Annotated in this window: 20 protein-coding genes; 11 read left to right on the top strand and 9 right to left on the bottom strand. The window is 40.6% G+C overall.

Annotated elements, in window-relative coordinates; genetic code table 11:
- Positions 1-102 precede the first annotated feature (102 nt).
- The 4 genes from ESA94_RS06340 to ESA94_RS06325 all read right to left on the bottom strand — a co-directional run bounded on the left by ESA94_RS06340 (position 103) and on the right by ESA94_RS06325 (position 4,086).
- Entirely contained in the window at positions 103-1,131 is a 1,029-nt protein-coding gene (locus ESA94_RS06340; RefSeq protein ID WP_129129985.1) for an LLM class flavin-dependent oxidoreductase, read from the bottom strand.
- A gap of 70 nt (positions 1,132-1,201) precedes the next feature.
- Positions 1,202-3,127 (bottom strand): PAS domain-containing sensor histidine kinase, encoded by a 1,926-nt coding sequence (locus ESA94_RS06335; protein WP_129129984.1) that lies wholly within the window; start codon positions 3,125-3,127, stop codon positions 1,202-1,204.
- Positions 3,128-3,451: 324 nt separating this feature from the next.
- Positions 3,452-3,856, bottom strand: coding sequence for a hypothetical protein (locus ESA94_RS06330; RefSeq protein WP_129129983.1), 405 nt, complete (start codon positions 3,854-3,856; stop codon positions 3,452-3,454).
- A gap of 32 nt (positions 3,857-3,888) precedes the next feature.
- Positions 3,889-4,086, bottom strand: coding sequence for a DUF2065 family protein (locus tag ESA94_RS06325; protein ID WP_129129982.1), 198 nt, complete (start codon positions 4,084-4,086; stop codon positions 3,889-3,891).
- A 91-nt stretch (positions 4,087-4,177) separates the two neighbouring features.
- Between ESA94_RS06325 and ESA94_RS06320 the strand changes: the two genes are divergently transcribed.
- From ESA94_RS06320 to ESA94_RS06305, 4 genes are all read left to right on the top strand, one after another.
- Complete coding sequence (locus ESA94_RS06320) at positions 4,178-5,431, top strand: S-adenosylmethionine:tRNA ribosyltransferase-isomerase (protein ID WP_129129981.1); 1,254 nt, start codon at positions 4,178-4,180, stop codon at positions 5,429-5,431.
- A gap of 181 nt (positions 5,432-5,612) precedes the next feature.
- The gene (locus tag ESA94_RS06315) at positions 5,613-7,598 is read left to right on the top strand and encodes a KUP/HAK/KT family potassium transporter (RefSeq protein ID WP_129129980.1); all 1,986 of its coding nucleotides are present in this window, start codon (positions 5,613-5,615) and stop codon (positions 7,596-7,598) included.
- Between the two features lie 190 nt (positions 7,599-7,788).
- Positions 7,789-8,577, top strand: a complete 789-nt coding sequence (locus tag ESA94_RS06310) for an alpha/beta hydrolase (protein ID WP_240670999.1) — start codon at positions 7,789-7,791, stop codon at positions 8,575-8,577.
- 2 nt (positions 8,578-8,579) lie between these two features.
- Positions 8,580-9,398, top strand: a complete 819-nt coding sequence (locus ESA94_RS06305) for an alpha/beta hydrolase (RefSeq protein ID WP_129129979.1) — start codon at positions 8,580-8,582, stop codon at positions 9,396-9,398.
- Positions 9,399-9,410: 12 nt separating this feature from the next.
- On the opposite strand, the gene ESA94_RS06300 is transcribed toward ESA94_RS06305, so the two are convergent.
- The 5 genes from ESA94_RS06300 to ESA94_RS06280 all read right to left on the bottom strand — a co-directional run bounded on the left by ESA94_RS06300 (position 9,411) and on the right by ESA94_RS06280 (position 14,265).
- Positions 9,411-10,013, bottom strand: coding sequence for a YceI family protein (locus tag ESA94_RS06300; protein ID WP_129129978.1), 603 nt, complete (start codon positions 10,011-10,013; stop codon positions 9,411-9,413).
- 61 nt (positions 10,014-10,074) lie between these two features.
- On the bottom strand, positions 10,075-11,394 hold the full coding sequence (locus ESA94_RS06295) for a hypothetical protein (RefSeq protein ID WP_129129977.1): 1,320 nt from the start codon (positions 11,392-11,394) through the stop codon (positions 10,075-10,077).
- 40 nt (positions 11,395-11,434) lie between these two features.
- The gene (locus ESA94_RS06290; RefSeq protein WP_129129976.1) at positions 11,435-12,016 is read right to left on the bottom strand and encodes a YceI family protein; all 582 of its coding nucleotides are present in this window, start codon (positions 12,014-12,016) and stop codon (positions 11,435-11,437) included.
- A 222-nt stretch (positions 12,017-12,238) separates the two neighbouring features.
- Complete coding sequence (locus ESA94_RS06285) at positions 12,239-13,147, bottom strand: S66 peptidase family protein (protein WP_129129975.1); 909 nt, start codon at positions 13,145-13,147, stop codon at positions 12,239-12,241.
- A gap of 95 nt (positions 13,148-13,242) precedes the next feature.
- A complete protein-coding gene (locus ESA94_RS06280) occupies positions 13,243-14,265 on the bottom strand; it encodes a S66 peptidase family protein (protein ID WP_129129974.1) in 1,023 nt (340 codons plus the stop codon).
- Between the two features lie 84 nt (positions 14,266-14,349).
- Between ESA94_RS06280 and ESA94_RS06275 the strand changes: the two genes are divergently transcribed.
- From ESA94_RS06275 to ESA94_RS06245, 7 genes are all read left to right on the top strand, one after another.
- Positions 14,350-14,913 carry a Crp/Fnr family transcriptional regulator gene (locus tag ESA94_RS06275; protein ID WP_164972665.1) on the top strand — a complete coding sequence of 188 codons (564 nt, stop codon included), beginning with the start codon at positions 14,350-14,352 and terminating at the stop codon, positions 14,911-14,913.
- 70 nt (positions 14,914-14,983) lie between these two features.
- Entirely contained in the window at positions 14,984-17,323 is a 2,340-nt protein-coding gene (locus ESA94_RS06270) for a glycoside hydrolase family 3 C-terminal domain-containing protein (RefSeq protein WP_129129972.1), read from the top strand.
- Between the two features lie 188 nt (positions 17,324-17,511).
- Positions 17,512-19,131 carry a dienelactone hydrolase family protein gene (locus ESA94_RS21590; protein ID WP_205755916.1) on the top strand — a complete coding sequence of 540 codons (1,620 nt, stop codon included), beginning with the start codon at positions 17,512-17,514 and terminating at the stop codon, positions 19,129-19,131.
- Positions 19,132-19,169: 38 nt separating this feature from the next.
- Entirely contained in the window at positions 19,170-20,234 is a 1,065-nt protein-coding gene (locus ESA94_RS06260; protein ID WP_129129971.1) for an acyltransferase family protein, read from the top strand.
- A gap of 59 nt (positions 20,235-20,293) precedes the next feature.
- A complete protein-coding gene (locus tag ESA94_RS06255) occupies positions 20,294-20,815 on the top strand; it encodes a hypothetical protein (protein WP_129129970.1) in 522 nt (173 codons plus the stop codon).
- 166 nt (positions 20,816-20,981) lie between these two features.
- Positions 20,982-21,545 (top strand): RNA polymerase sigma factor, encoded by a 564-nt coding sequence (locus ESA94_RS06250; RefSeq protein ID WP_129129969.1) that lies wholly within the window; start codon positions 20,982-20,984, stop codon positions 21,543-21,545.
- Positions 21,532-23,235 carry a hypothetical protein gene (locus ESA94_RS06245; protein ID WP_129129968.1) on the top strand — a complete coding sequence of 568 codons (1,704 nt, stop codon included), beginning with the start codon at positions 21,532-21,534 and terminating at the stop codon, positions 23,233-23,235. The genes ESA94_RS06250 and ESA94_RS06245 overlap by 14 nt, the downstream gene beginning before the upstream one ends.
- Positions 23,236-23,395: the final 160 nt, after the last annotated feature.

The raw sequence follows: 23,395 nt of genomic DNA, 5'->3' as shown, positions 1-23,395 counted from the left end.
ACACATAAATATACGCAACTGAGCAAATTTTGAAATTTCCAACTATTTGAATTTCATTACTTGCTATATGCACTTTTTAGATTGTTGGTTGCACAATTGCTTTTACTTCTTCAATGCTTCCCTCACCTTCGGTGCAATCTTGGTTCCGTAAATTTCAATCGACTTCATCAATGCTGCATGCGATGGGCCGCCTACATCCATGTGTGCAGAAAAACGGGTGAGACCAAACAGTTCCTGCATCTGCAGAATTTTATCAACGGCTTCGTTTGCATCAGCAATGATCAACGCCCCTTCTTTACTTCTTCCAAAATCAAATTGGTTGCGTTGGTAAGCAGGCCATCCACGGCTGCGGCCCACACGATCCATTTGTGCGGAGTAATACGGATAGTAATCGTCGGCAACCTGTTTACTGTCTTCACCAAAAAAACAATGCATGTGTACACCCACCTGGAACTTTGTTTCATCGTGTTTAAAATGTTTGTATACATCACGATAGTATTGAAACAATGGTTGAAACTGTACCGGGCTTCCGCCGATGATAGCAAAGATCACCGGCAAGCCTGCTTTGCCTGCACGAACCACCGATTCGGGAGTGCCGCCAACTGCTACCCAAATGTTCAGTTGATCGTTTACTGCACGTGGTAATATTTCCTGCTTGTTTAAAGCTGCACGGAATTTTCCTTTCCAGGTAATGGGGTTTTCGTTATTTATTTTTTGCAGCAGTTCCAGCTTCTCTTCAAACAACGCATCGTAATCGTTAAGGTTGTAGCCATACACCGGAAACGATTCAATAAAACTTCCACGTCCTGCAGTAATTTCTGCACGCCCATTGCTTAACTGATCGATGGTTGCAAACTGCTGGTACACACGCACAGGATCGGCCGAACTTAAGACTGTAACAGCACTTCCCAACTTAATATTTTTTGTTACCGATGCAGCTGCAGCTAAAATAATTTCAGGAACAGATACGGCATAATCTGGCCGGTGATGTTCGCCAATGCCATAGAAATCGAGCCCCAGTTCATCCATCAGTTTTATTTCTTCAATCAATTCCTGCACCCGCTTGCCAACAGGTAACGGTTTACCATTTGCATAATGATTATCGCCAAACATACCAACGCCTAACTCCATAATAACTTAATTTATGTGCAAAGATAGGAGAGGATAAACTGCAAGATTGTAATGTGCTGTTAACAGCACATCAGTTGGGGATAGAAACTTCCAGCGTACAACCATAACCGGGAGCAGAGGTAATATCCATTTTACCGGAATAAAAATTTACCCGGCTGTTGATGTTTTTTAACCCGATGCCGTTAACCGATTGTGCAGTATCGAAACCAATACCGTTATCGGTAATGGTAAGATGCAGGTTGCTGCCTTGTTGCTTTAATGAAATACCGATAGAGTTTGCCTGTGCATATTTAATAATATTGTTCAGCTGCTCCTGTATAATACGATAAAGCATCAGCTCTTTGTTTTTATCTACCTGCAGTGCATCATAATCCTCGTCGATAGAAAGATTTATTTGGAGATTGTGTGGCTGCTGCACACTTTCCATCAAGTCTTCAATAGCTTCTTTTAATCCATCATGGCCAAGCGAAGGTGCAACAAGCGAGTGCGACAGCTTGCGTATATCGTTCATTGCTTCTATCAGGTGTGTATAGCTTTTTTCAATAATCTCCTCGTTATACGTTTTTTCGGTTTTAATAAGACCGAGATACAGTTTTACCACACTTAATAACTGGTTGATATTGTCGTGCAGTTCAAGACCCAGTTCGTTGCGTTCTTTTTCCTGCGCAAGAATGGTGATTTCTGTAATCAGTTTTTGTTGAGAGAGCTGCTTGTTGTGCAAAGCCGTTTCCATTTTTTTCTGCTGAGTAATATCAACCAGGATGCCGCTTAAGCGAACAGGTTTGTTATTTTCAACAGCAACAGCAACAATATCACGCATCCACAAAATGCGCCCGTCAGCTGCAAGCATTCTGTATTCAAATTGGTGCGGTAAACCTTTTGCTGTTTCCTGTGCACAATAATTAACAGCCCAGGCACGGTCGTCTTCGTGTATATGATCGGGCCAGAAAGATGATTCGCTCAACCAGCGTTGAACCGGGTAACCCAGAATGCGTTCGGCCTGTTTGCTTACAAATGTAAAAGCAAGTGTTTGTGCATCGGCTTCCCATACAATACCATCAATGGTATTAATAAGGCTGTGATAACGTTCCTGCGATTCACGGTATTTGTATTCTGCCAGTAACCTGCGCTGTGCATCGGCCTGTTGTTTTTCCTGCAGTCGCTTTTTCTCAACTTTATTAATGATGTAAGCGGTAAGCCAAATCAGTAATCCCGATAAGAAAATAACTGCACATACAAAGAGCGATACCCAAACCGCTATTGAAAAACGTTCTCTTAACACACCGGTAATAACATAGTAGCCAAGTATAACAGGTATAATAACCATGGCAGGTAATAACAGACGTGCAGCTTTACCGCCTGCATGCACATTGGTTATTTGCTGCATAAAGCCTTGTTTGCTTTTTGCAACTAACAAGGCAGATGACAACAGGATAAACAAAATGCCGGTATGTAATGATAATGGAACAAAAGACGCAACGATATAATAAGAACTTAAATGGTAGATGTAACCAATTAATGAAAGTATGCCCAATCCGTTAACAGGTAAGGCCAGCCATTGCGAAGCACGGATGCGTTCGGATAGGAGTAACAGTAAAGAGGTGCCGGAGAGGAGAAAGGCCACTGCCGAATGCGGAACCATGTGGTTGGGAACACCAATGTAAAGCGTTGTTTGTACACGTTGCCGGTACAGCAACTGATCAATTCCAATATCAAAGATGCCGGTAACAGCAGCAATACGCAGCAGTGAGGCAATAACTACAAGTGATGCGAGCGTTATAGCAATAACACGTTTATATCCCTTCTTATCACGAAGTAACAGTGCAATGCCGCAAAATACAAATGCAACAGCAGCAACCGGGTTCATGGCAACAAGCTTGGGAAGAATTTGTTTTAGTACAATAAAATTGGCTTGCCAGCCTATTAATACCAATACGCCAACCGTTGTAACTATTGATGCGGTAATGTTTGTTATGTAAGTGGTTACTGGTTTCAATACTGCAGGTTGGGTTTTAGGGTTACAGTAAAGAATAGATGTGCTTGCGGCAAGTTGATGAGTTGATAGGCTTGCCTGCTATGTAAATACAAAACCTTAAGTAAGCCGTAGTTCATAAGAATAGATTGTTGCTGTTGGAATTGGTCGTGGCAATATTAAACAGATTTAACTTATTTGCGCTCAGTAAAAATGGTTTATTGAAAAAATGCCTTCGATTACCAAAATACAGGCAACTGCATTTCTTTTTAAGTAAGACTTTTTGGAATTATAGTTTTCTGCATTGTTGATAAAGCGGAGTACAGGCATCAAACAAAAATCAACAAATTATTCTTCCTGTTTCTTTCTTCGCTTTGCAATATACCGGCCTATATAAACGCCTGTAATTGCCGGTACAGAAAACAGAAAGTAAATAACCAGTTCAAACCAAATAAGGTTATGGCTTCCTTTGTAAACTGCAGCTTCGTAAAAGCTTACAAGCGGCATTGCAATAACCATGGCAATACCCGCCAGCCAGGGATTGAGTTTTAGAAAATAGCCAACAAATAAACCTGCAAGGAAAAAGATAATACCTGCTAACAAGCTGTAATTATTCCGTAAGAAATCGGAGTAAAAGTATTCTGCAGTGGATGTAGTAGAAACTTTTTGCAGCACACTTGCCAAAAACAGGAGTGCAATACCGGCAAACACAAGTAATAAATAATATAATATGGCGATGAAGGGCTTTGGCATATTGCCAAGTTAGTTATTTATGATTTTAACTGTTACAACTTAATGAATGCAAGAAAAAGATAACCGATGCCGATTATTACCAGAATGCCGCCACAACGCTTCAGAAGTTTTTGCTTTTTTTCATTTGCACGATCTTTTGCAGCCAAAAGCTGCTCCGGATATAAAAGGAACAAAATTCCTGCGGCTAATGGAATTAACGCAGGAATGATGGAAGCCAGTGGTAGCTGCATGTATGCAAAATTAGCTGTTGCTACAATTACAAACGCTGCTTTCTGCAATGCACAACCCCGGGCATTGCTGTAATTTCATTTTCTTTGCAGCATGCATCCTTCGCAACTACAGATCAGTGATTATACATACGAGCTGCCCGACGAACGTATTGCCCGTTATCCCTTAACCGAAAGGGATCTCAGCAAGCTGCTCATTTATAAAGAAGGAGCAATTGAGAGCGATGTTTACCGTCATCTGCCGCAGCATTTACCTGCAACAGCATTGCTGGTATTCAACAATACCAAAGTAATTGATGCCCGTATTCTTTTTCAGAAAGATACCGGCAGTAAAATAGAGATCTTTTGCCTGGAGCCTGCTGCAGGTGTTGAACTTACACAAGCTATGATGAGCCTGGAGAAAGTACGCTGGACATGTTTGGTTGGTGGTGCAGGTAAATGGAAACAACAGTTTTTAGAAAAGGAGTTGCACACACCAAAAGGAAATGTATTGTTCAGGGCCGAAAAAATAAATCAGCAGGGAGGCAATTTTGAAATTGAGTTTAGCTGGAACAACAGCTGGTTTACGTTTGCAGAACTGTTACATTTTGCAGGCATACTTCCACTGCCTCCTTATTTGCAACGCCAATCGGAAGCGGCTGACTATGACCGTTACCAAACTGTTTATGCACGCTACGAAGGAAGTGTTGCTGCACCAACTGCCGGTTTACATTTTACACCAAAGCTTTTGCTTAAGCTGCAGGAGAAAGGCATAAAACATTCCTTTGTTACACTGCATGTAGGCGCAGGAACGTTTCAGCCGGTTAAAGCGGCAACCATGCAGGATCATCCCATGCATCGGGAATGGATTGAAGTAAATGCAGCTACCATCAAAGAGTTGCTGGAACAACTACCCAAGCTGGTTATTACAGTTGGTACAACATCGCTCCGTACTATTGAAAGTTTATATTGGATGGGTGTAAAAGCTTTGCTTAATTCCAACGCAACATTGGAAGAGCTGGAAGTGCAACAGTGGGATGCATACGATCTGCCTTTACAAAATGCATCAGCAAAAGATGCGTTGCAGGCACTATTGGGCTGGCTGCAGCAACAAAACCTTGAGCAGATCATTTGCCATACACAAATCTTAATAGCGCCGGGTTATACAGTAAGAATAGCTTCGGCCATTATTACCAATTTTCATCAACCCAATTCTACATTATTGTTATTGGTGGCAGCACTTATTGGTGACGACTGGCGTAAAGTGTACGATTATGCTTTAAAAAACGACTTCCGCTTTTTGAGCTATGGCGACGGGAGTTTGCTTTGGACAAGCGAAAGCCCATCGTCTTTAGCCTGTAACAGTTAGTGAAAACGTTCAAACTAAAGATTATCAACTAATGACTATCGGCTATGGTTTGCTAACAGCTAATAGCCGACAGCCTGCGGCTTTCTTCATTTTTTCTTGCTCATATCTTTCCTTCTATTACCTTTGATTTCAGATCAGCCAATTCACCAAATTGGTTCGTATCCTCACTTAAATTCTATTTGTGGGAAAGCACACATCGAAAGTCACAGCTGCTGGCTTATTAATTGCGTTAGGTATTATTTACGGCGACATCGGAACTTCTCCATTGTACGTATTAAATGCCATCATTACAGGTAAAGAAATTTCAGAGTTTTTAATTGTTGGGGCATTGTCTTGCGTAATATGGACGCTTACGCTGCAAACAACACTCAAGTACGTATGGCTTACGCTGCGTGCCGATAACCGGGGTGAGGGTGGTATTTTTGCCTTGTACACATTGGTTCGCCGTCGCCGTAAATGGCTGGTTATTCCTGCTATGATCGGTGGTGCTGCATTGCTGGCCGATGGTATGATTACGCCGCCCATCTCTGTAACTTCTGCCATTGAAGGTTTAAAACAGGTGGAAGTGTTTAAGCACATCGAACAATCTACCATTGTATACATTGTTATAGGCATACTTGTTTTGTTATTTCTTATACAGCAGTTTGGTACCAATTATATCGGCAAGGCATTTGGTCCCATCATGATGATCTGGTTTGTAATGTTGGCTGTAATGGGATTGATTCACTTTGCCGACTATGTGCATGTGTTTAAAGCTCTCAATCCATACTATGCAATAGAGTTACTTGTAAAATACCCGAACGGGTTTTGGATATTAGGTGGTGTGTTTCTGTGTACAACAGGTGCCGAAGCACTTTACAGCGACCTTGGCCATTGCGGCAGAGAGAATATCCGTACCTCCTGGATCTTTGTAAAAACCTGTTTGATCTTTAACTATTTCGGTCAGGGTGCATGGTTATTGGCAAATCATACCGGCGATGTGATTAGTGCAGATATGATCTCAAGCGGCTTTAACTCTTTTTACGGTGTAATGCCGGAGTGGTTCCGTTTGGTAGGTTTAGTTATTGCTACAACGGCGGCAATTATTGCCAGCCAGGCGTTGATAAGCGGATCGTTTACTCTCATTAGTGAAGCAATGCGGTTGAATCTTTGGCCACGGGTGAGGATCAATTACCCAAGCGAAGAGAGAGGCCAATTGTTTATTCCGGCTGTTAACCTGTTGCTGTTTGTGGGTTGTGTGGGTATTACACTTTACTTTAAATCGGCCGCAAATATGGAATCGGCATACGGTTTGGCCATTACCCTTTGTATGCTGGCAACAACTGTTTTGTTTGCAAACTACCTGGTGGCACATCGTGTAAATTCTATTCCTATTTACATCTTCCTTATTGTATATCTCTCTATTGAGTTTGCATTTTTGGCTGCCAATCTTTCAAAGTTTTCGCATGGTGGTTACATTGCTTTAATTGTTGGCGGGGGTCTGTTCATCATTATGTACGTATGGTACAGAGCACGCAAAATCAAAAACCGTTACGTGGAGTTTGTCCGTCTCGATCATTACCTGCCCATGTTGCAGGAGTTGAGCAATGATATGACGGTTACCAAACACGCAACACATCTTGTTTATCTTACCAGTGCGAATAACCCGAAGGAGATAGAGCACAAGATCATTTATTCCATACTTAACCGCAAACCCAAGCGTGCAGATATTTATTGGTTTGTACATGTAGATACACTCGACGATCCGTATACCTGCGAATACGAAGTAACTACCATCATTCCCAACGAAGTAATCCGGGTAGAGTTCCGTTTGGGTTTCCGTATGCAGCCACGTATTAATATGATGTTCCGTAAAGTGGTGGAAGATATGGTGGCAAATAAAGAAGTGAATATTACCAGCCGATACGAAAGCCTGCAACGTAACAATGTAGTAGGTGATTTTCAGTTTGTGGTGATGGAGAAATTCCTGAGCCAGGATAATGAATTGCCTTTCTTTGAACGTGTAATTATGCGTATCTATTTCCTTGTTAAGAAAGTTGGCTTAAGCGAAGAGAAAGGTTTTGGATTAGATATGAGTAATGTGGCGGTTGAAAAGTTTCCGCTCATTGTTTCGCCCATCAGCAGCTTAAAACTGAAGCGCATCATCCGGGATGAAGATGAGGAATAAACGCAACAGTTGAAACGAATAACGAAACGTCATTGCAGGTAAAACAGCAATGACGTTTTTGTTTCGGTTATTCTCATTAACTTGATAAGCAGGTTTTGCAAAGCAAATTCCAAAGAACAAAAACCAAGGCACAAAGTGTAAGCTGCAGGTTCTAAAACCAGAAACCATAAACTACAAACCATAAACTGTATTGTCTCCAACTGTTTTCTATATCATCATCGGTTACATTCTTTTAATGGTGATCGCTTATTTCATCCAGGAGAAATTTATTTTTAAACCGGAGAAACTTGCCGCCGATTTCCAGTTTAAATACGATGCACCGTTTAAAGAAATCAGCTTTCAACCCGAAGCAGGTGTAACCATCAGCGGTATTCATTTTTATGTAAAGAAACCACACGGGCTTATTTTATATTTTCATGGCAACACACGAAGTATAAAGGGCTGGGGAAAATATGCACGTGATTTTTATCGGTTTGGATACGATGTAGTATTGGTTGATTATCGTGGCTTTGGTAAAAGTATTGGTAAACGAAGTGAAGCAGCAATGCTCAACGATATGCAGTTTGTATACGATCAGCTTTGTTTGCAGTTTCCCGAAGATCATATTTTAGTTTATGGCCGCAGCATGGGCAGTGGTTTTGCTACTAAACTGGCAGCCGACAATCATCCCCGCTATTTATTACTCGATGCACCGTACTACAGTTTTCGCAAAGTTGTAGAACGCTTTCTTCCTTTTTTGCCAATACGCTTTGTATTGCGTTATCATTTACGTACCGATAAATGGATCGAAAATGTAAAATGCCATACTTATATTTTGCATGGTACAAAAGACCGGTTAATTCCTTTGGCGCACAGCGAACGGCTGCAACAAATCAATCCACGCCGTATTACGCTTATTCGGATATACGGTGGCGGACATAATAATCTGCCATCTTTCCCGGAGTATCATAATTTTATCCGTGATATTCTGAAAGTATAAGTATGCAAGCAAAAACAAAACGAAGAATTAAAGGAGCTGTTAAACTGTTGATTATTTTATACTGCGGCATTGGCATTGCATTGTGGTATTTGCAGGATAGTATTTTTCTGCAGCCAAAGAAATTAAAAGCAGGATACGCTTATCAGTTTAAACAACACTTCGAAGAGCTGAATATTCCTGTTAATGAAAATGAAGTGATGCATGCTGTAAAGTTATTTCCTGCCGATACTGCCAACTGCAAGGGGCTTGTACTTTACTTTCATGGTAATAAAGAAAACATCACGCATTATGCAGATGCAGCAACAGTACTCACCAGTTATGGTTACGAAGTTTGGATGCTGGAATACCCCGGCTTTGGAAAAGCAACAGGTGTGTTTAATGAAAATCGATTGTATAGCGATGCTGCTGCATTGTATAAGTTAGCTGCAAAAAAATATGCTGCAGATTCAATAACCATTTATGGCCGTTCGTTGGGTACAGCTGTTGCAACTGAACTGGCAGGTTATGCAGCCTGCAAACAATTAATATTGGAAACGCCTTATTACAGCATGACCGAATTGGCAGGGGCACACTTTCCCATGTATCCAACTGCATCCATTATCCGCTATCATTTTCCGTTGTACGAATTTTTGCCGCAGGTAAAAGTACCTGTAACTATTTTTCATGGCACAGCCGATGGCGTTATTCCGTATAAGCATGCGGCGAGGTTAAAGCCATTACTGAAAAAGACAGATGTATTTATAACGATTGAAAACGGAAGCCATAATAACCTGGCTGCATACGAATTGTATAATAAAAAACTGGATAGCCTGTTGCAGTAAGATGTTCAGGATTTATTTATCGGCATCCACCAGTAATTCGAAGTGGATGGTAATGTTATCATCGATCTTGATAATATTGAAAGGAGTGCGTGGCTTAATCTCGTAATCGCTCATTTTAATTTGCTTCTCTGCAGTAAGCTTGTAATAACGGTCTTTTAACCGTTGCAACTTTACCTGTATCATTTGTGCTTTGGCAATGCCTGCAATATGAATAACAGTAACAACATTGTAGCTGTACTGTTTACCGGTTTGTAACTCTTTTTCGTTGTGCAGGGGAGTTGCGTTTACAATATCAACTAAAATGTAAGGATGTTCTTCGGCTTTCAGGGCTTTGTGCATATCCCTGTTCATGAGATTGTTTTTGCAGCTGAGAAGTTTGGTTTTAATATTCAGTCTTGCATTTTTGAAAGACAGCTGGCGGTTTGTAGTATTAATTTCGCCTTCGAGTATGGCGGGTTGGAATTTGTCTTTACAATCGCAGGAAAAATCATTTACGCTGGTAGTACCGGTTAAGAAAAGCTGGCTTTTTTCATTGATGTGATAAACCAGTTTTACCGGAACAGCTTTATCTGTTGATAAGAAGAAGAGGGGTAATATAAACAGCAGACGTAACATGATTGGCTGAGAAGAAACAAGGCCCCGTTATTCACAGAGCCTTGCTTAGTTTGTATCTGAATTAGAATCCTACTACTGCTTCGATAACTAAACCTTTAAATTTACCACCGTCGAGGATGTTTCCGGTAGCATAACCTTTATAGGTTTGATTTACGTATTCACCTTTAAGAAGAACGTTTTTAGTTAAGAACCAACCTGCGCCGAAGGCTACACGTTCAACAGTTTGTTTTGTTGTTGCATTTACCAGTTCGCCTTTTACCTGGTTGTAACGTACACCGAAGAATACATTTTCTTTCGCACCGATTCTGTAAATAGCATCTACAGCGTACTGATCAACTTTACGTTTTGGAGTACCGGCCACTTTTTCATTGATAGTACGGCCTTGTGCGTTTTCGTAAGTACCAAAGAGTTCTAATCCCTGGAATTTAACCAAACCGTTTAACTGTACTGCAGTGATCTGGTTAGTAAAGTTGGGGCTTACACGGCCAGAAGTAAAGTTGTCTTTTGCAGTTGCTGCTGCGCTTTCCATTGCAAACCAGTAGTTGCTACCAGTACGGTCGCCGGCATATAATGTGCTGCGGCCTGAGCTGCTGTTGTGGAATACAGAACCTGCTACTCTTACACGCAAGCTGCTGTTGAGTTGTTTATCGTAAGCCAGTTTACCTACTAAAGATGGGTTGCGTTTGTAAGTTTCAGTAGTGCTGCCTGGTTCAAGTGGAGCCTGTACACCACCGCTAAGTAAACCGTTGGTAACACTTGCAGAACCAATGAAACCGTTTTTGCGAATAATCACTTCACCACCAACTTCTGTTGCAAATGCATCCATGATATAGTTTTCGATGAATGGATTGTAAAGTGTTTGGCCACCATCTGAACGACGGAAGTGTTGATCGCCATAGTTCACACCAAAGTGACCGATTTTAAGTGTAACTACTTTAAAGATATCGTCCCAAACTTTTCCTTTAAACGGAACTTTATCAAATTGAATGTAACCACCTTTTACCCACGCTTCGTTGTGGTGACGTGCAGAAAGATAAGTAACGAGGTTTAATGCGATACCATCAGCCAACTGTACATCAACGTTAAGATTGGCCATTGCCAGGTTAAAACCGGGTTTTAAACGAGGATACAATGCGGGGCTACCTGCTTTATTGCTATGAGTTAAGCTTTGAAATTGTTGTGTAAAGCCTGCACCTATACGAACTTTTAAACCATCGAATGTAGATGCACTATCTTTTGGTGCTTCAAAAACATTTATACCGGATTGATCGTAAGGGCGCCAGTTTTGAATTTTGGCTTGCTGACCTTGCATTGCTAAAGGAGACAGAATAAGTGCCGCTACGGCAGCTTTTCTCAGACAGTTTGTAAGGAAACGTTTCATATACTTTGTTTTAATTGAGTTAAAGAATGATTGTTATGGGTTATGATTTTTTAAGAACTATGCTGTAACTGAGTGTTACTTCATCGGCAACCTTCATTGCACCCAGCATAAAGCTTGGAGGTTTAATACCGTAAGTACTCATCAGAATTTTTTTGCTGCCTTTAATTTCGAGGTCGCCGTTTGCCAGTGTTTTAACACGCAAAGTGAGATCGGTTGGTTTTGTAACACCACCCAGTGTTAAATTGCCACTTACATTCATGATGGTTTCGCCACCACTTTGTTGTACGTTAATCACTTTTGTAAACACATACACGATTTCAGGAAACTTGTCGGCTTTTAATGTACTGTGTGTACGTTCATCCATCAGGTCGGAATCTTTTGTGCTTTTCAGTGATTTGGTTTGCACTTTAACTGTAGCGTTATTGATTTTTTCGGGGATGTTGTTGTTTACAAGAAAATCACCTGTAACAGTAACATTCGTTGCTTTCGAACTCCAGTCGTGAACATTGGATGTTCCGTTTATCAGGATCTGAAATGATTTTGTAGTGTACTTGCTTTGTGCGTCTGCAATGCCTGCTACGAGGAACAGTGCGATAAACAGAAGGATTGATTGGCGTGTCATAACGATTATTTTATTTGTGAACGTTTAATTAAATTGACAGCACAAATATTGCATCGCATCGTTTGCCCCTGAATGATCGATTACAGTGTTTGGAGTGACTTTTATCACGGGTTATTCTGACCATCATCAGTTACCGACATGATCAAAAACTGACCAAAAGCAGAAAAGCTTTCTGCACAGGCAGAAAGCTTTTCGTTTTATAGAAGATTACACTTAGTACTATTATTCTTCTTTCAGCTTTACAAGTTGTTTACGGATGCTTAATTGATACGTTGCACCCACTTTTAAAGCAAGATTTTCTTTTGCATGACTTACAGGAAAACCAAAACAGATGGGGTACTTGTATTCGGCGATGAGTTCATGTATGAGCTCGTACACTTTTTTGCCAAAAGGACGCTCCGTATCCTGCATATCGGTAAAGCCACCGATGATAAGTGCAGCAAGGTTGTTGAGTTTACCGCTTCGTTTTAATTGATGTAGCATACGGTCAACATTGTAATGCTGTTCACCCACATCTTCCAGGAATAAAATTTTTCCTTTGGTCTGGTAATCGCTTTTTGTACCTACGAGATGTGCAATTAATGCAAGATTACCACCAACAAGTTCTGCACTTGCAGTGCCTGTATGATTAAGTTTATGCGCTTTGCAACTATAATCGGCTTTTTTTCCTTCCAGTGCTGACTTTAGCGATTGTACATATTTGTTTTTATAGCCACCATCGTTAAACGCACCGGCCATGGGCGAATGCAGCGTTGCAATTTTACAGGTACGGTTAATGTGTGCGTGCAGCACTGTTACATCACTGAAACCAATAATCCACTTCGGATTTTTTTTGAATGCAGTAAAATCCAGATGGTCAATCATACGTCCAACACCATAACCACCCCGTCCGCAAAGAATCGCTTTTATTTCCGGCGCATCAAGCATCGCCTGAAATTCAGTCAGTCGTTCTTCATCGCTTCCGCTGAAATAGTTTTTCGATTTGCTGCGCAATGTTTTGCCCACCAATACATCGTAACCCCATTGCTGCAAAACAGAAATACAGGTTTGTGCTTTTTCGAGTGGCATATAACCTGCAGGGCAGGTAATGCCAATGGTATCGCCTTGTTTTAAGTATGGAGGAATTTTCATCCGCTTTTTATTATAGTATTTATGGTCAGATGGAAATTGCAATAAAAATTATCATCGCTTCAGTATAAGATGCTCAATAATTTTTATTGCTCATGTCATCGTAATTCAGTTAACGTGGTTCCGCTGTTTGTAACCTGCAATTTATGTTGCACCCCGCATTTGAGTGCGAAATTATTTTTCTGATGACCAACCGGAAAATCAAAACAAACCGGATAGGTACAGTCCGGAATTTTTTCCATCACAATTTCAAAAAGGTTCTTGCCAAATTCTTCTGCAACATCTTCGCTTGCTTTAATTTTAAAACCACCAATAATTAATCCTGCCAAATGATCGAGCTTGCCCGTTCGTTTTAAATTCCAGAACATACGGTCAATGCTGTAGAGGTATTCACCCGTATCTTCTACAAACAGAATTTTATTGGTTGTACGCAGATCGCTTTTACTTCCTGCAAGCGATTCAAGTGTTTTTAAATTGCCGCCTACCAACGTTCCTTCAGCAACGCCGGCTTTATTATGTTCATTCGCAGGAGCTGCGTATTTCATCTGCACACCTTTTAAGGCATCACGTATAGAAAGAATTGTTTCAACCTGGATCGGTTCTGCTTTGCTCCAGTCATCCGGAAAACTGTTGCACATTTTTGAATGGATGGAGGCAATACCAAAGTTGCGGTTGAGATGTGCATGCAGTACCGTAATATCGCTGAAGCCGATCATCCACTTGGGCTGCGTTTTCATTTTTGAAAAATCGAGTTGATCGATGATGCGTACAAAACCATAACCGCCTCTTGCACACAAAATGGCCTTGATATTTTTATCATCAAGCAGTTGTTGAAAGTCGGCAATGCGTTCGGCATCGGTACCTCCGAATGTATGATCCCGTTTGCCGATGGTTGAACCGCTTTTTACTTTCAATCCCCAGCTTTCAATTTGCAGAATGGCTGGCTGAATTTCTTTTTCGGTAATATAACCTGCAGGTGAAGTAATGCCAATAGTATCGCCCTCTTTTAAATAATGCGGAACAATACCCGGCACATCGCTTTCTTCTTTTAAATCCGAAGCCAGCGATGGAATAACTGCTCCAGCAGCAACTAACGATGAAACAAATGTTTTACGGTTCATGTATAAACTTTACAGGCAAAAGATACAAACTTCTGTTGCGGTTATGTTGTGCCATTCGTTAATTTCTTACCTTTCTTTTTTAAAGTGGAACAGTTACAGCAAGCCATCAATCATATATCCGTTCTTTCTCCTGAAAGCAATGAAGCATTTGTTGCTGCATTTGAACATTGGCAGGTGTCAAAGGATCATTACCTCATCAGGGAAAAACAAGTAGCTGATTATATTTTCTTTATCAACAAAGGCATTGCCCGCATTTATTATTACAAAGGCGGAAAAGAAATTACAGAATGGATTGCTATGGATGGACAATTCTTTTTATCCATCACCAGTTTTTTTCAACGCACGCCAAGTCATCTCATCATTCAAACCATCGAACCTGCAGAAGTGCTGGGTATTCATTATAACAAATTGATGGAACTGGCAAAGAAATATCATGATGTAGAAACCATGTTTCGGAAAATGCTTACCGGCTCACTCATTCTTTCGCAACAACGGATGGATTCGATCCAGTTTGAGACAGCACAGCAACGATATGAAAAACTGTTGCATCAATTTCCCGATATGGTCAAACGTGTTCCGCTTTCTTATATCGCTTCGTTCCTGGGTGTAACATTGGAAACACTCAGCCGCATCCGTTCTGCACGCTGATATTATTTGACAATTATCAAATCAACGGCTTCCTTTCTTCTGCACCTTAGAAGTCTAAAACGATGTTGTCATGAAATATCTCTTGCACAGTGTTGCATTTCTTCTCTTTCTTCCCGTGTTCAGTAAAGCACAGGAAAGTAATTACACAAAAGCCAAAGAGCTTGTCAGCAAAATGAGCTTCGACGAAAAAATAGATCTCGTTGTAGGCATGGGTATGAAAATGGGCGCAATGGAAATGCCCGGCGGTGCACCCAATGTTGGACAAACAATGGATAAAGTGCCAGGTGCAGCAGGAACCACCTTTGCAATTCCAAAGCTGGGCCTGCCAACAACAGTTGTGGCCGATGGCCCTGCAGGTTTGCGTATTGAACCAAAGCGTGCAAACGATGCAAACACCTATTACGCAACAGCATGGCCGGTGGGTACATTGCTTGCATCAACATGGGATGTAAAGCTGGTTGAACAGGTTGGTAAAGCAATGGGCAATGAGGTAAAAGAATATGGTGTGGATGTATTGCTTGGTCCGGGTATGAATATTATGCGAAATCCGTTAGGTGCACGAAACTTTGAATACTATTCGGAAGATCCGTTGGTGACAGGAAAAATTGCCGCAGCAATGGTTAACGGTATTCAGTGGAATGGCGTTGGTACATCGGTAAAACATTTTGCAGTAAACAACCAGGAAACAAACCGTATGACGGTGGATGCAATTGTGAGCGAAAGAGCGTTGCGTGAAATTTATTTGCGTGGATTTGAACTGGTGGTGAAAGAAGCAAAGCCATGGACGGTAATGAGCTCTTATAATTTACTGAACGGAACCTACACTTCGCAATCGTACGATCTGTTGACGACTGTTTTGCGTAAAGAGTGGGGCTTTAAAGGAATGGTAATGACGGATTGGTTTGGCGGCAAAGATGCTGTTGCGCAAATGAAAGCCGGTAACGATCTGTTGATGCCGGGCACACCGGCACAACGCAAAGCGATTACTGATGCAATTAATAATAAAACACTCGATGTAAAAGTGCTTGATGAAAATGCAACACGGATCGTTGCTTACATTTTAAGTACGCCTGCGTTTAAAAACTATGCCTTCAGCAATAAGCCCGATCTGAAACAACATGCAGTTGTTGCCCGTGAAGCTGCAGCAAACGGTATGGTGCTGTTGCAAAACAATGCCGCTACACTTCCATTAGCCAATGCAAAGAATATTGCAGCGTTTGGTAATACATCGTACGATTTTATTTCGGGTGGTACAGGCAGTGGCGATGTTAACGAAGAATACACTGTTTCGCTGGTGGAAGGATTACAAAATGCAGGCTATACAGTAAATGCTGATCTGAAAAGTATTTACTCGGCTTACCTGTACGATTACAAAGCAAAGCATCCGAAAAAATCATTTCTTGAAGAGTTTGTAAATCCTACACCTATTGCATCGGAGTTGTTACTCGAGAAAGCCGTTATCAACAGCAAAGCAGCAACAAGCGATCTGGCAATCATCACCATTGGCCGCAATGCAGGCGAAGGAAAAGACCGGGTAGTTGTAAACGATTTTAATTTAACCGATGCTGAGCAAAAACTCATTGATGAGGTAAGTACAGCCTTTCATGCAAAAGGAAAAAAAGTAGTGGTGATCATTAATGCAGGTGGTGTTATTGAAGTTGCGAGCTGGAGAACAAAAGTGGATGCAGTATTACTTGCATGGCAGCCTGGTTTGGAAGCTGGTAATGCAGTAGCTGATGTGTTGAGCGGAAAAGTAAATCCTTCGGGTAAACTGGCGGTAACATTTCCGGTGAAATATGAAGATGAAATAACCGCTAAAAATTTTCCGGGTAAAGAGTTTAAAGAAAAAGCTGTAACCGGTTTTATGGGGCAAAAAGAAATTCCTGCAGAAGTAACACATGAAGAAGGCGTGTATGTTGGTTATCGTTATTACAATACGTTCAATGTAAAGCCTGCTTACGAATTTGGTTATGGATTAAGTTATACCAACTTTGAATATAAAAATCTTAAACTCAGCGGCAGTTCATTTAAAGGCAAGCTGGTAGTTACAGTTGATGTAACAAATGCCGGAACTGTTGCAGGTAAAGAAGTGGTACAGTTGTATGTTACAGCACCAACAGGTAAATTGGATAAACCCGCAGAAGAATTAAAAGCTTTTGGTAAAACCGAACTGTTGCAACCGGGCCAATCACAAACGCTGCAGTTTGTAATTGAAGCAAAGCAATTGGCTTCGTTTCATACAGCTGCAACCGCATGGATCGCTGAAGCAGGAACCTATACCGTAAAAGTGGGCGCATCATCACTCGCCATTAAACAAACAGCAAGTTTTACTGTTGCAAAAGAAATACTGGTTGAAAAATGCAACAAAGTATTGGCTCCTGCAGTAACCATTAACGAGTTGAAAAAATAATATGTTCAAATAGCTGGTGCGGAGTATCTTTAAATACTCCGCTTATTTTATTTATATAACCAATACACACATGAAATAATAATTCAAAAGATCTTTTTGCACAAACTGTCCATAATTATTTCTGATGCTGCATATTGCAAAAAGTTTGGTTATAACATGTGGCAAAAATAAAATCAACAAATACACACATGAAACAGCTTGCACTTATTCTAACCTTTTTATTTCTCATGTTTCACGCACAGGCACAACAACAGGTAATATCCTTATACAACGGTGCTGCACCCGGTTCTGAAAGCTGGAACTGGAGTGAAGGTGAGAGTGAACAAAATCTCTGGCAAACAAAAATCGTATTCAACGTTGCAAAGCCCACGCTTACGGTATTTGCACCCGAGCCGGGAAAAGCAAACGGAACAGCGGTTGTTATTTGTCCGGGTGGAGCTTTCCGTGCTTTATCTATCAACAGCGAAGGATTTGATGTAGCCAGATGGCTGGTAAAAAAAGGTGTAACCTGTTTTGTATTGAAATATCGGTTGGTGCATAGCCCGTCCAATGATCCGATTGCTGATATGAATAAGATCATGGGCACTCCAAAGTTTGAGGAAGAAAATCAACAACTCATTCCGTTGGCAATTGCCGATGGAAGAGCAGCACTTGCATACGTACGCACACATGCAGATGAATGGAAGCTCGACCCCAACCGTATTGGCATCATGGGTTTTTCTGCAGGTGGAACAGTAGCAGCATCGGCTGCTTATAATTATACAGCAGTAAACAAACCCAACTTTATTGCACCTGTTTATGCGTTTTTTCCAAAACAAATGCAGGGCACAATCATAAAAGATGCACCGCCCGCATTTATTGCAGCTGCAAGCGACGATCAGTTAGGACTTGCACCGCACAGTGCAGCTTTGTACGAGCAATGGTTAACAGCAAAAGTTCCGGCAGAAATACACATGTACGCTAAAGGCGGACATGGATTTGGTATGCGGGTGCAGAATCTTCCTTCCGATAAATGGATCGAACGTTTTGGTGAATGGTTACAGTTAAACGGCTGGCTTGAAAAGAGTAAGTATGACCCGGCATTGAATGCTTATGCAAAAAAAGAATTTGTATTGAGCGAAGGAAAAGTGTTGCCCTATCGTATTCTTTATCCTGAGAATTATGATCGCACAAAAAAATATCCTGTTGTGTTAATGCTGCATGGTGCAGGCGAACGTGGCAACGATAATGAAAATCAATTGACACATGGTGCTAAATTGTTTTTACATGAAGAGAACCGGAAAAATTTTCCGGCCATTGTAATTTTTCCGCAATGCCCGCAGGATAATTTCTGGGCTGCAGTAAAGATCGATCGTAACCAACAACCGTTTAAAATAGAATTTGATTATGCTGCAGAACCTAACTGGCCATTGGTAGCAGCAAATGAACTGGTGAAGAAAATTGCAAAAGAAGAAGCGGTTGATACAAAACGTATCTACATCAGTGGTTTGTCGATGGGAGGCATGGGCACGTTTGAGTCGGTGTACCGTTACCCAACATTGTATGCAGCTGCATTGCCTATTTGCGGAGGTGGCAATACAACGTTATATGATGCGAGAGTAAAAGCAATTCCCTTCTGGGTATTTCATGGCGCTGCAGATGCGGTGGTGGATGTAAAGCTTTCACGTGAAATGGTAGACAGGTTAAATGCATTAAAAGCAACAGTGAAATATTCAGAATACCCGGGTGTAAATCATAACAGCTGGGATAATGCATTTGCGGAACCCGATTACCTCAAATGGATGTTTCAACAGAAAAGAAAAAAATAAAGCATCGTTTTTAGTTACACAGCTTACCCATTATTTATATGCAGCCACAAGCATCGAAACCACATTTTCCTATCCTCGATGGATTAAGGGGAGTAGCCGCCATATTAGTTGTCATTTTTCATTTGTTTGAAGCCGTATTTCCTGTGCCAAAGGATCTGCCTTTGCATCATGGATATCTGGCAGTTGATTTTTTCTTTTTACTCTCCGGCTTTGTGGTTGGTTATGCATATGATGATCGCTGGGGAAAAATGAGCATCAAACAATTTTTCAAAATACGGTTGGTGCGTTTACATCCGTTGGTGGTATTAGGTGTAGTGATCGGGCTGATCGCTTTTCTGCTCGATCCTTACACAGCAAAAGAATTCAACGCCGTATTTGTATTGAAGATAATCGGAGCAGTTGTGTTGGGTATGTTTATTCTTCCCGCACCCGATATTCGTGGCTGGAACGAAACACATCCGTTGAACGGTCCAACATGGTCGTTGCTGCAGGAGTATATCGCCAACATTCTGTACGCATTGTTTGGCCGCAAACTCAGCAACACTGCTTTATGGATCGTTGTTATTATCAGTGCCATTGCCTTAACAGCTACAGCGGTGTGGCGTGGCGATGTGGGAACAGGTTGGGCTTACGATACATTCTGGATCGCTTTTGTACGCATGCTGTTTCCATTTTCAGCAGGGTTACTTTTATTCCGCTCCGGTAAACGTATTCAACTGCCGTTGGCCTTTCTGCTTTGTTCAATAGCATTAACGCTATTGTTTGCATTGCCCACATTCAGCTGGAATGGTTGGTACGAAGCAGCTGTCATCATCTTTGTATTTCCTGTGATTGTTGCAGCAGGTGCAGGTGGAAAGTTGGGTGGTGCTTGGGAGAAGGTTTGCAAATTCTGTGGCGATATTTCTTATCCCATTTACATTCTGCATTACCCGTTCATTTATGTGTACACTGCATGGGTGTATGTAGAAAAGCCGAAGCAGAGCGAAATTATTCCTGTAGCAGCCGGTTTGTTTGTGTTGTTTATTGTACTGGCTTATGCCGCATTGAAATTGTTTGATGAACCGGTGCGTAACTGGTTAAGGAAAAGGCTGCTGCAAAAGTGATGCGCAGTTGTTTCCTGTTTCGTATAAAAATAAACAGTTCTGTCATTCGTTTAATCAATATGCGCAGGCATCTGCATTTCATTTACCTTGTCATCTTTTCACTTCGTGTTGCTGCCCAGCAGCAGAACGATAGTGCTTTTTCTCATCACCACGATGAAGTAAACAATGCCAGAAGTATAGCAGCAGTTATTGGATATAAATATTACGGACGAAGCGCATTGGAACTTGGCCTTGGCTATTACCGTCACCAGATCAGCAATCATGGTCACCTGGCATTTACAGTGTATGGAGGTGCAGAGCTGGCGGCTTATAGCAAGGGAACATTGGTGGCACCAAAGATCGGTGCATGGGTCAATGGCTCTATCACCACAATGGGGGTAAGCATGTTGCAGTTCATGCACGGCGATGAGAAAAACCTGGTGCTCCGGCCCGAAATAGGGGTTGGTTTACTCTTCTTTCGTATTTATTATGCCTATAACTGGACCATCAAAAACAAAGGCTTTCAGCCTGTATCACGCAATATGCTGGGTGTTTCACTCACTGTTCCTCTCAGTAAACACTTGTACAGCGAAACGAAATAGCATTTTCTCACTCCTTGACTAGTTAGCAGTAGCTTTTCATATTAATGTCGATGCTAAATGTTGCAATAGCACACTTGTTTCACAGAATTTTTTAACTACCCAACCCTTTCTTGATTTCGAATCGTTAATTATATTAGGAGTTCCAGTTTTTAATAAATGACCTTTTTTGAACACACAGCTTGATATAATTATTGCGGGATGTAAAGAGAATAATATTCACTGTCAGGAGCAGTTATACAAACTATGTTACCCTGATATGATAAAGCTATGTTCCAGATATGCTAAAGATTTGGATGAAGCTGGTGCGATTTATAATAATGCGATGCTGAAAGTATTCAAAGAGATAATTCGATATAAAGAAGAAGGAAAGTTTATGGGGTGGGTAAGGATTGTTACAGTCCGTTGTTGTCTCGATTTCATTAAAACAACAACAAGGTTTAAAACTATTAAGATCGAATTAATAGAAAGTGAAGTGGTTTTTACAGATGTCGAAATAATTTCCGGCATTGCTGTTAATGAGATCAGAAAAATAATTTCAGAGTTACCCAAGGCAACTTCTACAGTATTTAACTTGTTTGCTTATGAAGGTTTTACGCACAAGCAAATAGCAGAACTTTTGGGTATTTCTGAAGGAACCTCCAAATGGCATGTAAACGATGCAAGACGCATTCTTAAGCAAAGGTTATTGCCACTTTTAACAGATGAAATTGAAGTAAATGCAGCAGGATAATAGTAACATAGAAAAAAAGCTAAGGGAGATGGAGAGTCAGTCGCTACCTGATTTGTCAAAAATGGATATACATTGGAAACAAATTAAAAGTGCACTTGAACCTGCCGGCAAATCATTTTTTTTACCAGTAAGAAGATTATGGATAGTACTCGTAGCTGCTTCTTTAGTGGGATTGATTTTTGTTTATCAAAATGTCAGGCAGGAAGTGAATGCCCCAAAAGCAGATCGTAAATTAAATAATATGGCGCAGGAGAAAGACTCTTTGCCAGTAAACATTATTAATCATAAGATAGCTTCAGGTCCAATTCAGAAGCAAATCGTAAAAAGAAAATTGAAGAAAGCTGCGAATTTTCAACCATCAGTAACTATAAAGGAACCGCAGAGTGAACCTGATATTGAAACTAAAATTGAGCCTGTTATTGAAAAAGTAATAGAGAATAAGTCAATATCGCTTAAAGATTTTTTTGCTTCGATTGAAAAAGGGGTTCAAAGATTTATCATAGATAATAAGAAAGACACAATCATATTCTGTAAGGAAGGCACCTCTTTACTGTTTCCAGCTAATGTTTTTGCAAGTGCTGATTCTGTGATTATAAACGTAAGAGAATTCTATAGCTATAAAGATATAATTGCAAATAGATTAACCACAACTTCAAATGGCAGTCAGTTGCTGACAGGGGGTATGTTACATATAAGCGCAAAATCAGGAGATAAAGAGCTCTCATTACTTCCTGCTTCATCAATACAGGTTTTTTTACCAGATACTTCTGCTGCAATGAAAAATATGCAATTGTTCTATGGAAAAGTTGAGAATCCTCTAGTTGAAGTAGTATCGGATAATCAGATGTTGAGCAGTGATACCGGTAATTATATGCGTGGAAATATAAATTGGATTCCACAATACCAGGATTTTAGTGCTAATACATTAATTACTGAAGTAAAAGTTTTGGATTTAAGAGATGAGCCGGCAAAAGTCCGCTACGGGAAAAGGAGCCGGGCTGTTTTTTACAAAATAGATAGGAGTAAGTTTACTAAAAGTGAATTATCTGAAATATTACGAAATAAGTACCCTGAATATGATAAAATTGTTTTCAGAAAAGCAAAATCGAAGGAGTGGAACTCTACTTCAGTAGAGCTCTTTACATGGACAAAGACATCTAATAATTACTATGCAATTGGAGATACTCTTTGGGTTAGAGAAGATTTGGCCAAGAGGTATAAGCTCGAAGTTTTGGATAAAAGGACTATTGTTAAAAGAGGTGGGGGAGGACAAACAACTTATGCGGGGAATTCAAAATTTGGTTTGGTTTTGCAAAATTTGAATAAACTGTTCAGTGTTGAAATAAAGTCACTCGGATGGATTAACTGCGACCGGTTTTATAATGATAGCCGACCTAAAATTGATTATATTGTTAATCTTGGAGAAGACGCTTCAAATTATTACACAATGCTTGTTTTTGATAAAATCAGATCTTCAATGACTGGGTATTTTTCGGGGAACTCAGTAGTGTTCCCAAACGTCCCGGAAGGTGAGTCAGTCCAAATTATCAGTATCGGTATAGAAAAGGGTAAGCCAATAGCCGCAATTTCGTCGGCAACCATTGCTAAATTGCCTTTTTCGAGCTTGAATTTTAGCGAAACTTCAGCAGAAGATTTTAAGATGCGAGTTTCAGGTTTAGACAAAAAATAGCTTTTATATATTCTAAAAAGGCAAATCCTCATTGTTGCCAGTCTTTAGTTATTTTTGCAATCGCTTTTTATATCCCGTTTAAAAATAAGAATATGATTATCTGGTAACAAGGTATTCGTTTTTTAATTGGATAATGTTATTGAGCGGAACTAAAGTCGAT

Origin of the sequence: Lacibacter luteus (genome assembly GCF_004118265.1) — a bacterium.
Lineage (GTDB): Bacteria > Bacteroidota > Bacteroidia > Chitinophagales > Chitinophagaceae > Lacibacter > Lacibacter luteus.
The sequence above is the reverse complement of the archived record's forward strand: the minus strand, read 5'-3'. Positions and strand labels throughout refer to the sequence as shown.

Coding starts and splice junctions, on each gene's coding strand:
- ESA94_RS06245 (WP_129129968.1), top strand. CDS start 21,532: ATGCAGCAGGATAATAGTAACATAGAAAAAAAGCTAAGGGAGATGGAG.
- ESA94_RS06300 (WP_129129978.1), bottom strand. CDS start 10,013: ATGTTACGTCTGCTGTTTATATTACCCCTCTTCTTCTTATCAACAGAT.
- ESA94_RS21590 (WP_205755916.1), top strand. CDS start 17,512: ATGAAACAGCTTGCACTTATTCTAACCTTTTTATTTCTCATGTTTCAC.
- ESA94_RS06255 (WP_129129970.1), top strand. CDS start 20,294: ATGCGCAGGCATCTGCATTTCATTTACCTTGTCATCTTTTCACTTCGT.
- ESA94_RS06330 (WP_129129983.1), bottom strand. CDS start 3,856: ATGCCAAAGCCCTTCATCGCCATATTATATTATTTATTACTTGTGTTT.
- ESA94_RS06290 (WP_129129976.1), bottom strand. CDS start 12,016: ATGACACGCCAATCAATCCTTCTGTTTATCGCACTGTTCCTCGTAGCA.
- ESA94_RS06340 (WP_129129985.1), bottom strand. CDS start 1,131: ATGGAGTTAGGCGTTGGTATGTTTGGCGATAATCATTATGCAAATGGT.
- ESA94_RS06280 (WP_129129974.1), bottom strand. CDS start 14,265: ATGAACCGTAAAACATTTGTTTCATCGTTAGTTGCTGCTGGAGCAGTT.
- ESA94_RS06305 (WP_129129979.1), top strand. CDS start 8,580: ATGCAAGCAAAAACAAAACGAAGAATTAAAGGAGCTGTTAAACTGTTG.
- ESA94_RS06285 (WP_129129975.1), bottom strand. CDS start 13,147: ATGAAAATTCCTCCATACTTAAAACAAGGCGATACCATTGGCATTACC.
- ESA94_RS06260 (WP_129129971.1), top strand. CDS start 19,170: ATGCAGCCACAAGCATCGAAACCACATTTTCCTATCCTCGATGGATTA.
- ESA94_RS06325 (WP_129129982.1), bottom strand. CDS start 4,086: ATGCAGCTACCACTGGCTTCCATCATTCCTGCGTTAATTCCATTAGCC.
- ESA94_RS06295 (WP_129129977.1), bottom strand. CDS start 11,394: ATGAAACGTTTCCTTACAAACTGTCTGAGAAAAGCTGCCGTAGCGGCA.
- ESA94_RS06270 (WP_129129972.1), top strand. CDS start 14,984: ATGAAATATCTCTTGCACAGTGTTGCATTTCTTCTCTTTCTTCCCGTG.
- ESA94_RS06320 (WP_129129981.1), top strand. CDS start 4,178: ATGCATCCTTCGCAACTACAGATCAGTGATTATACATACGAGCTGCCC.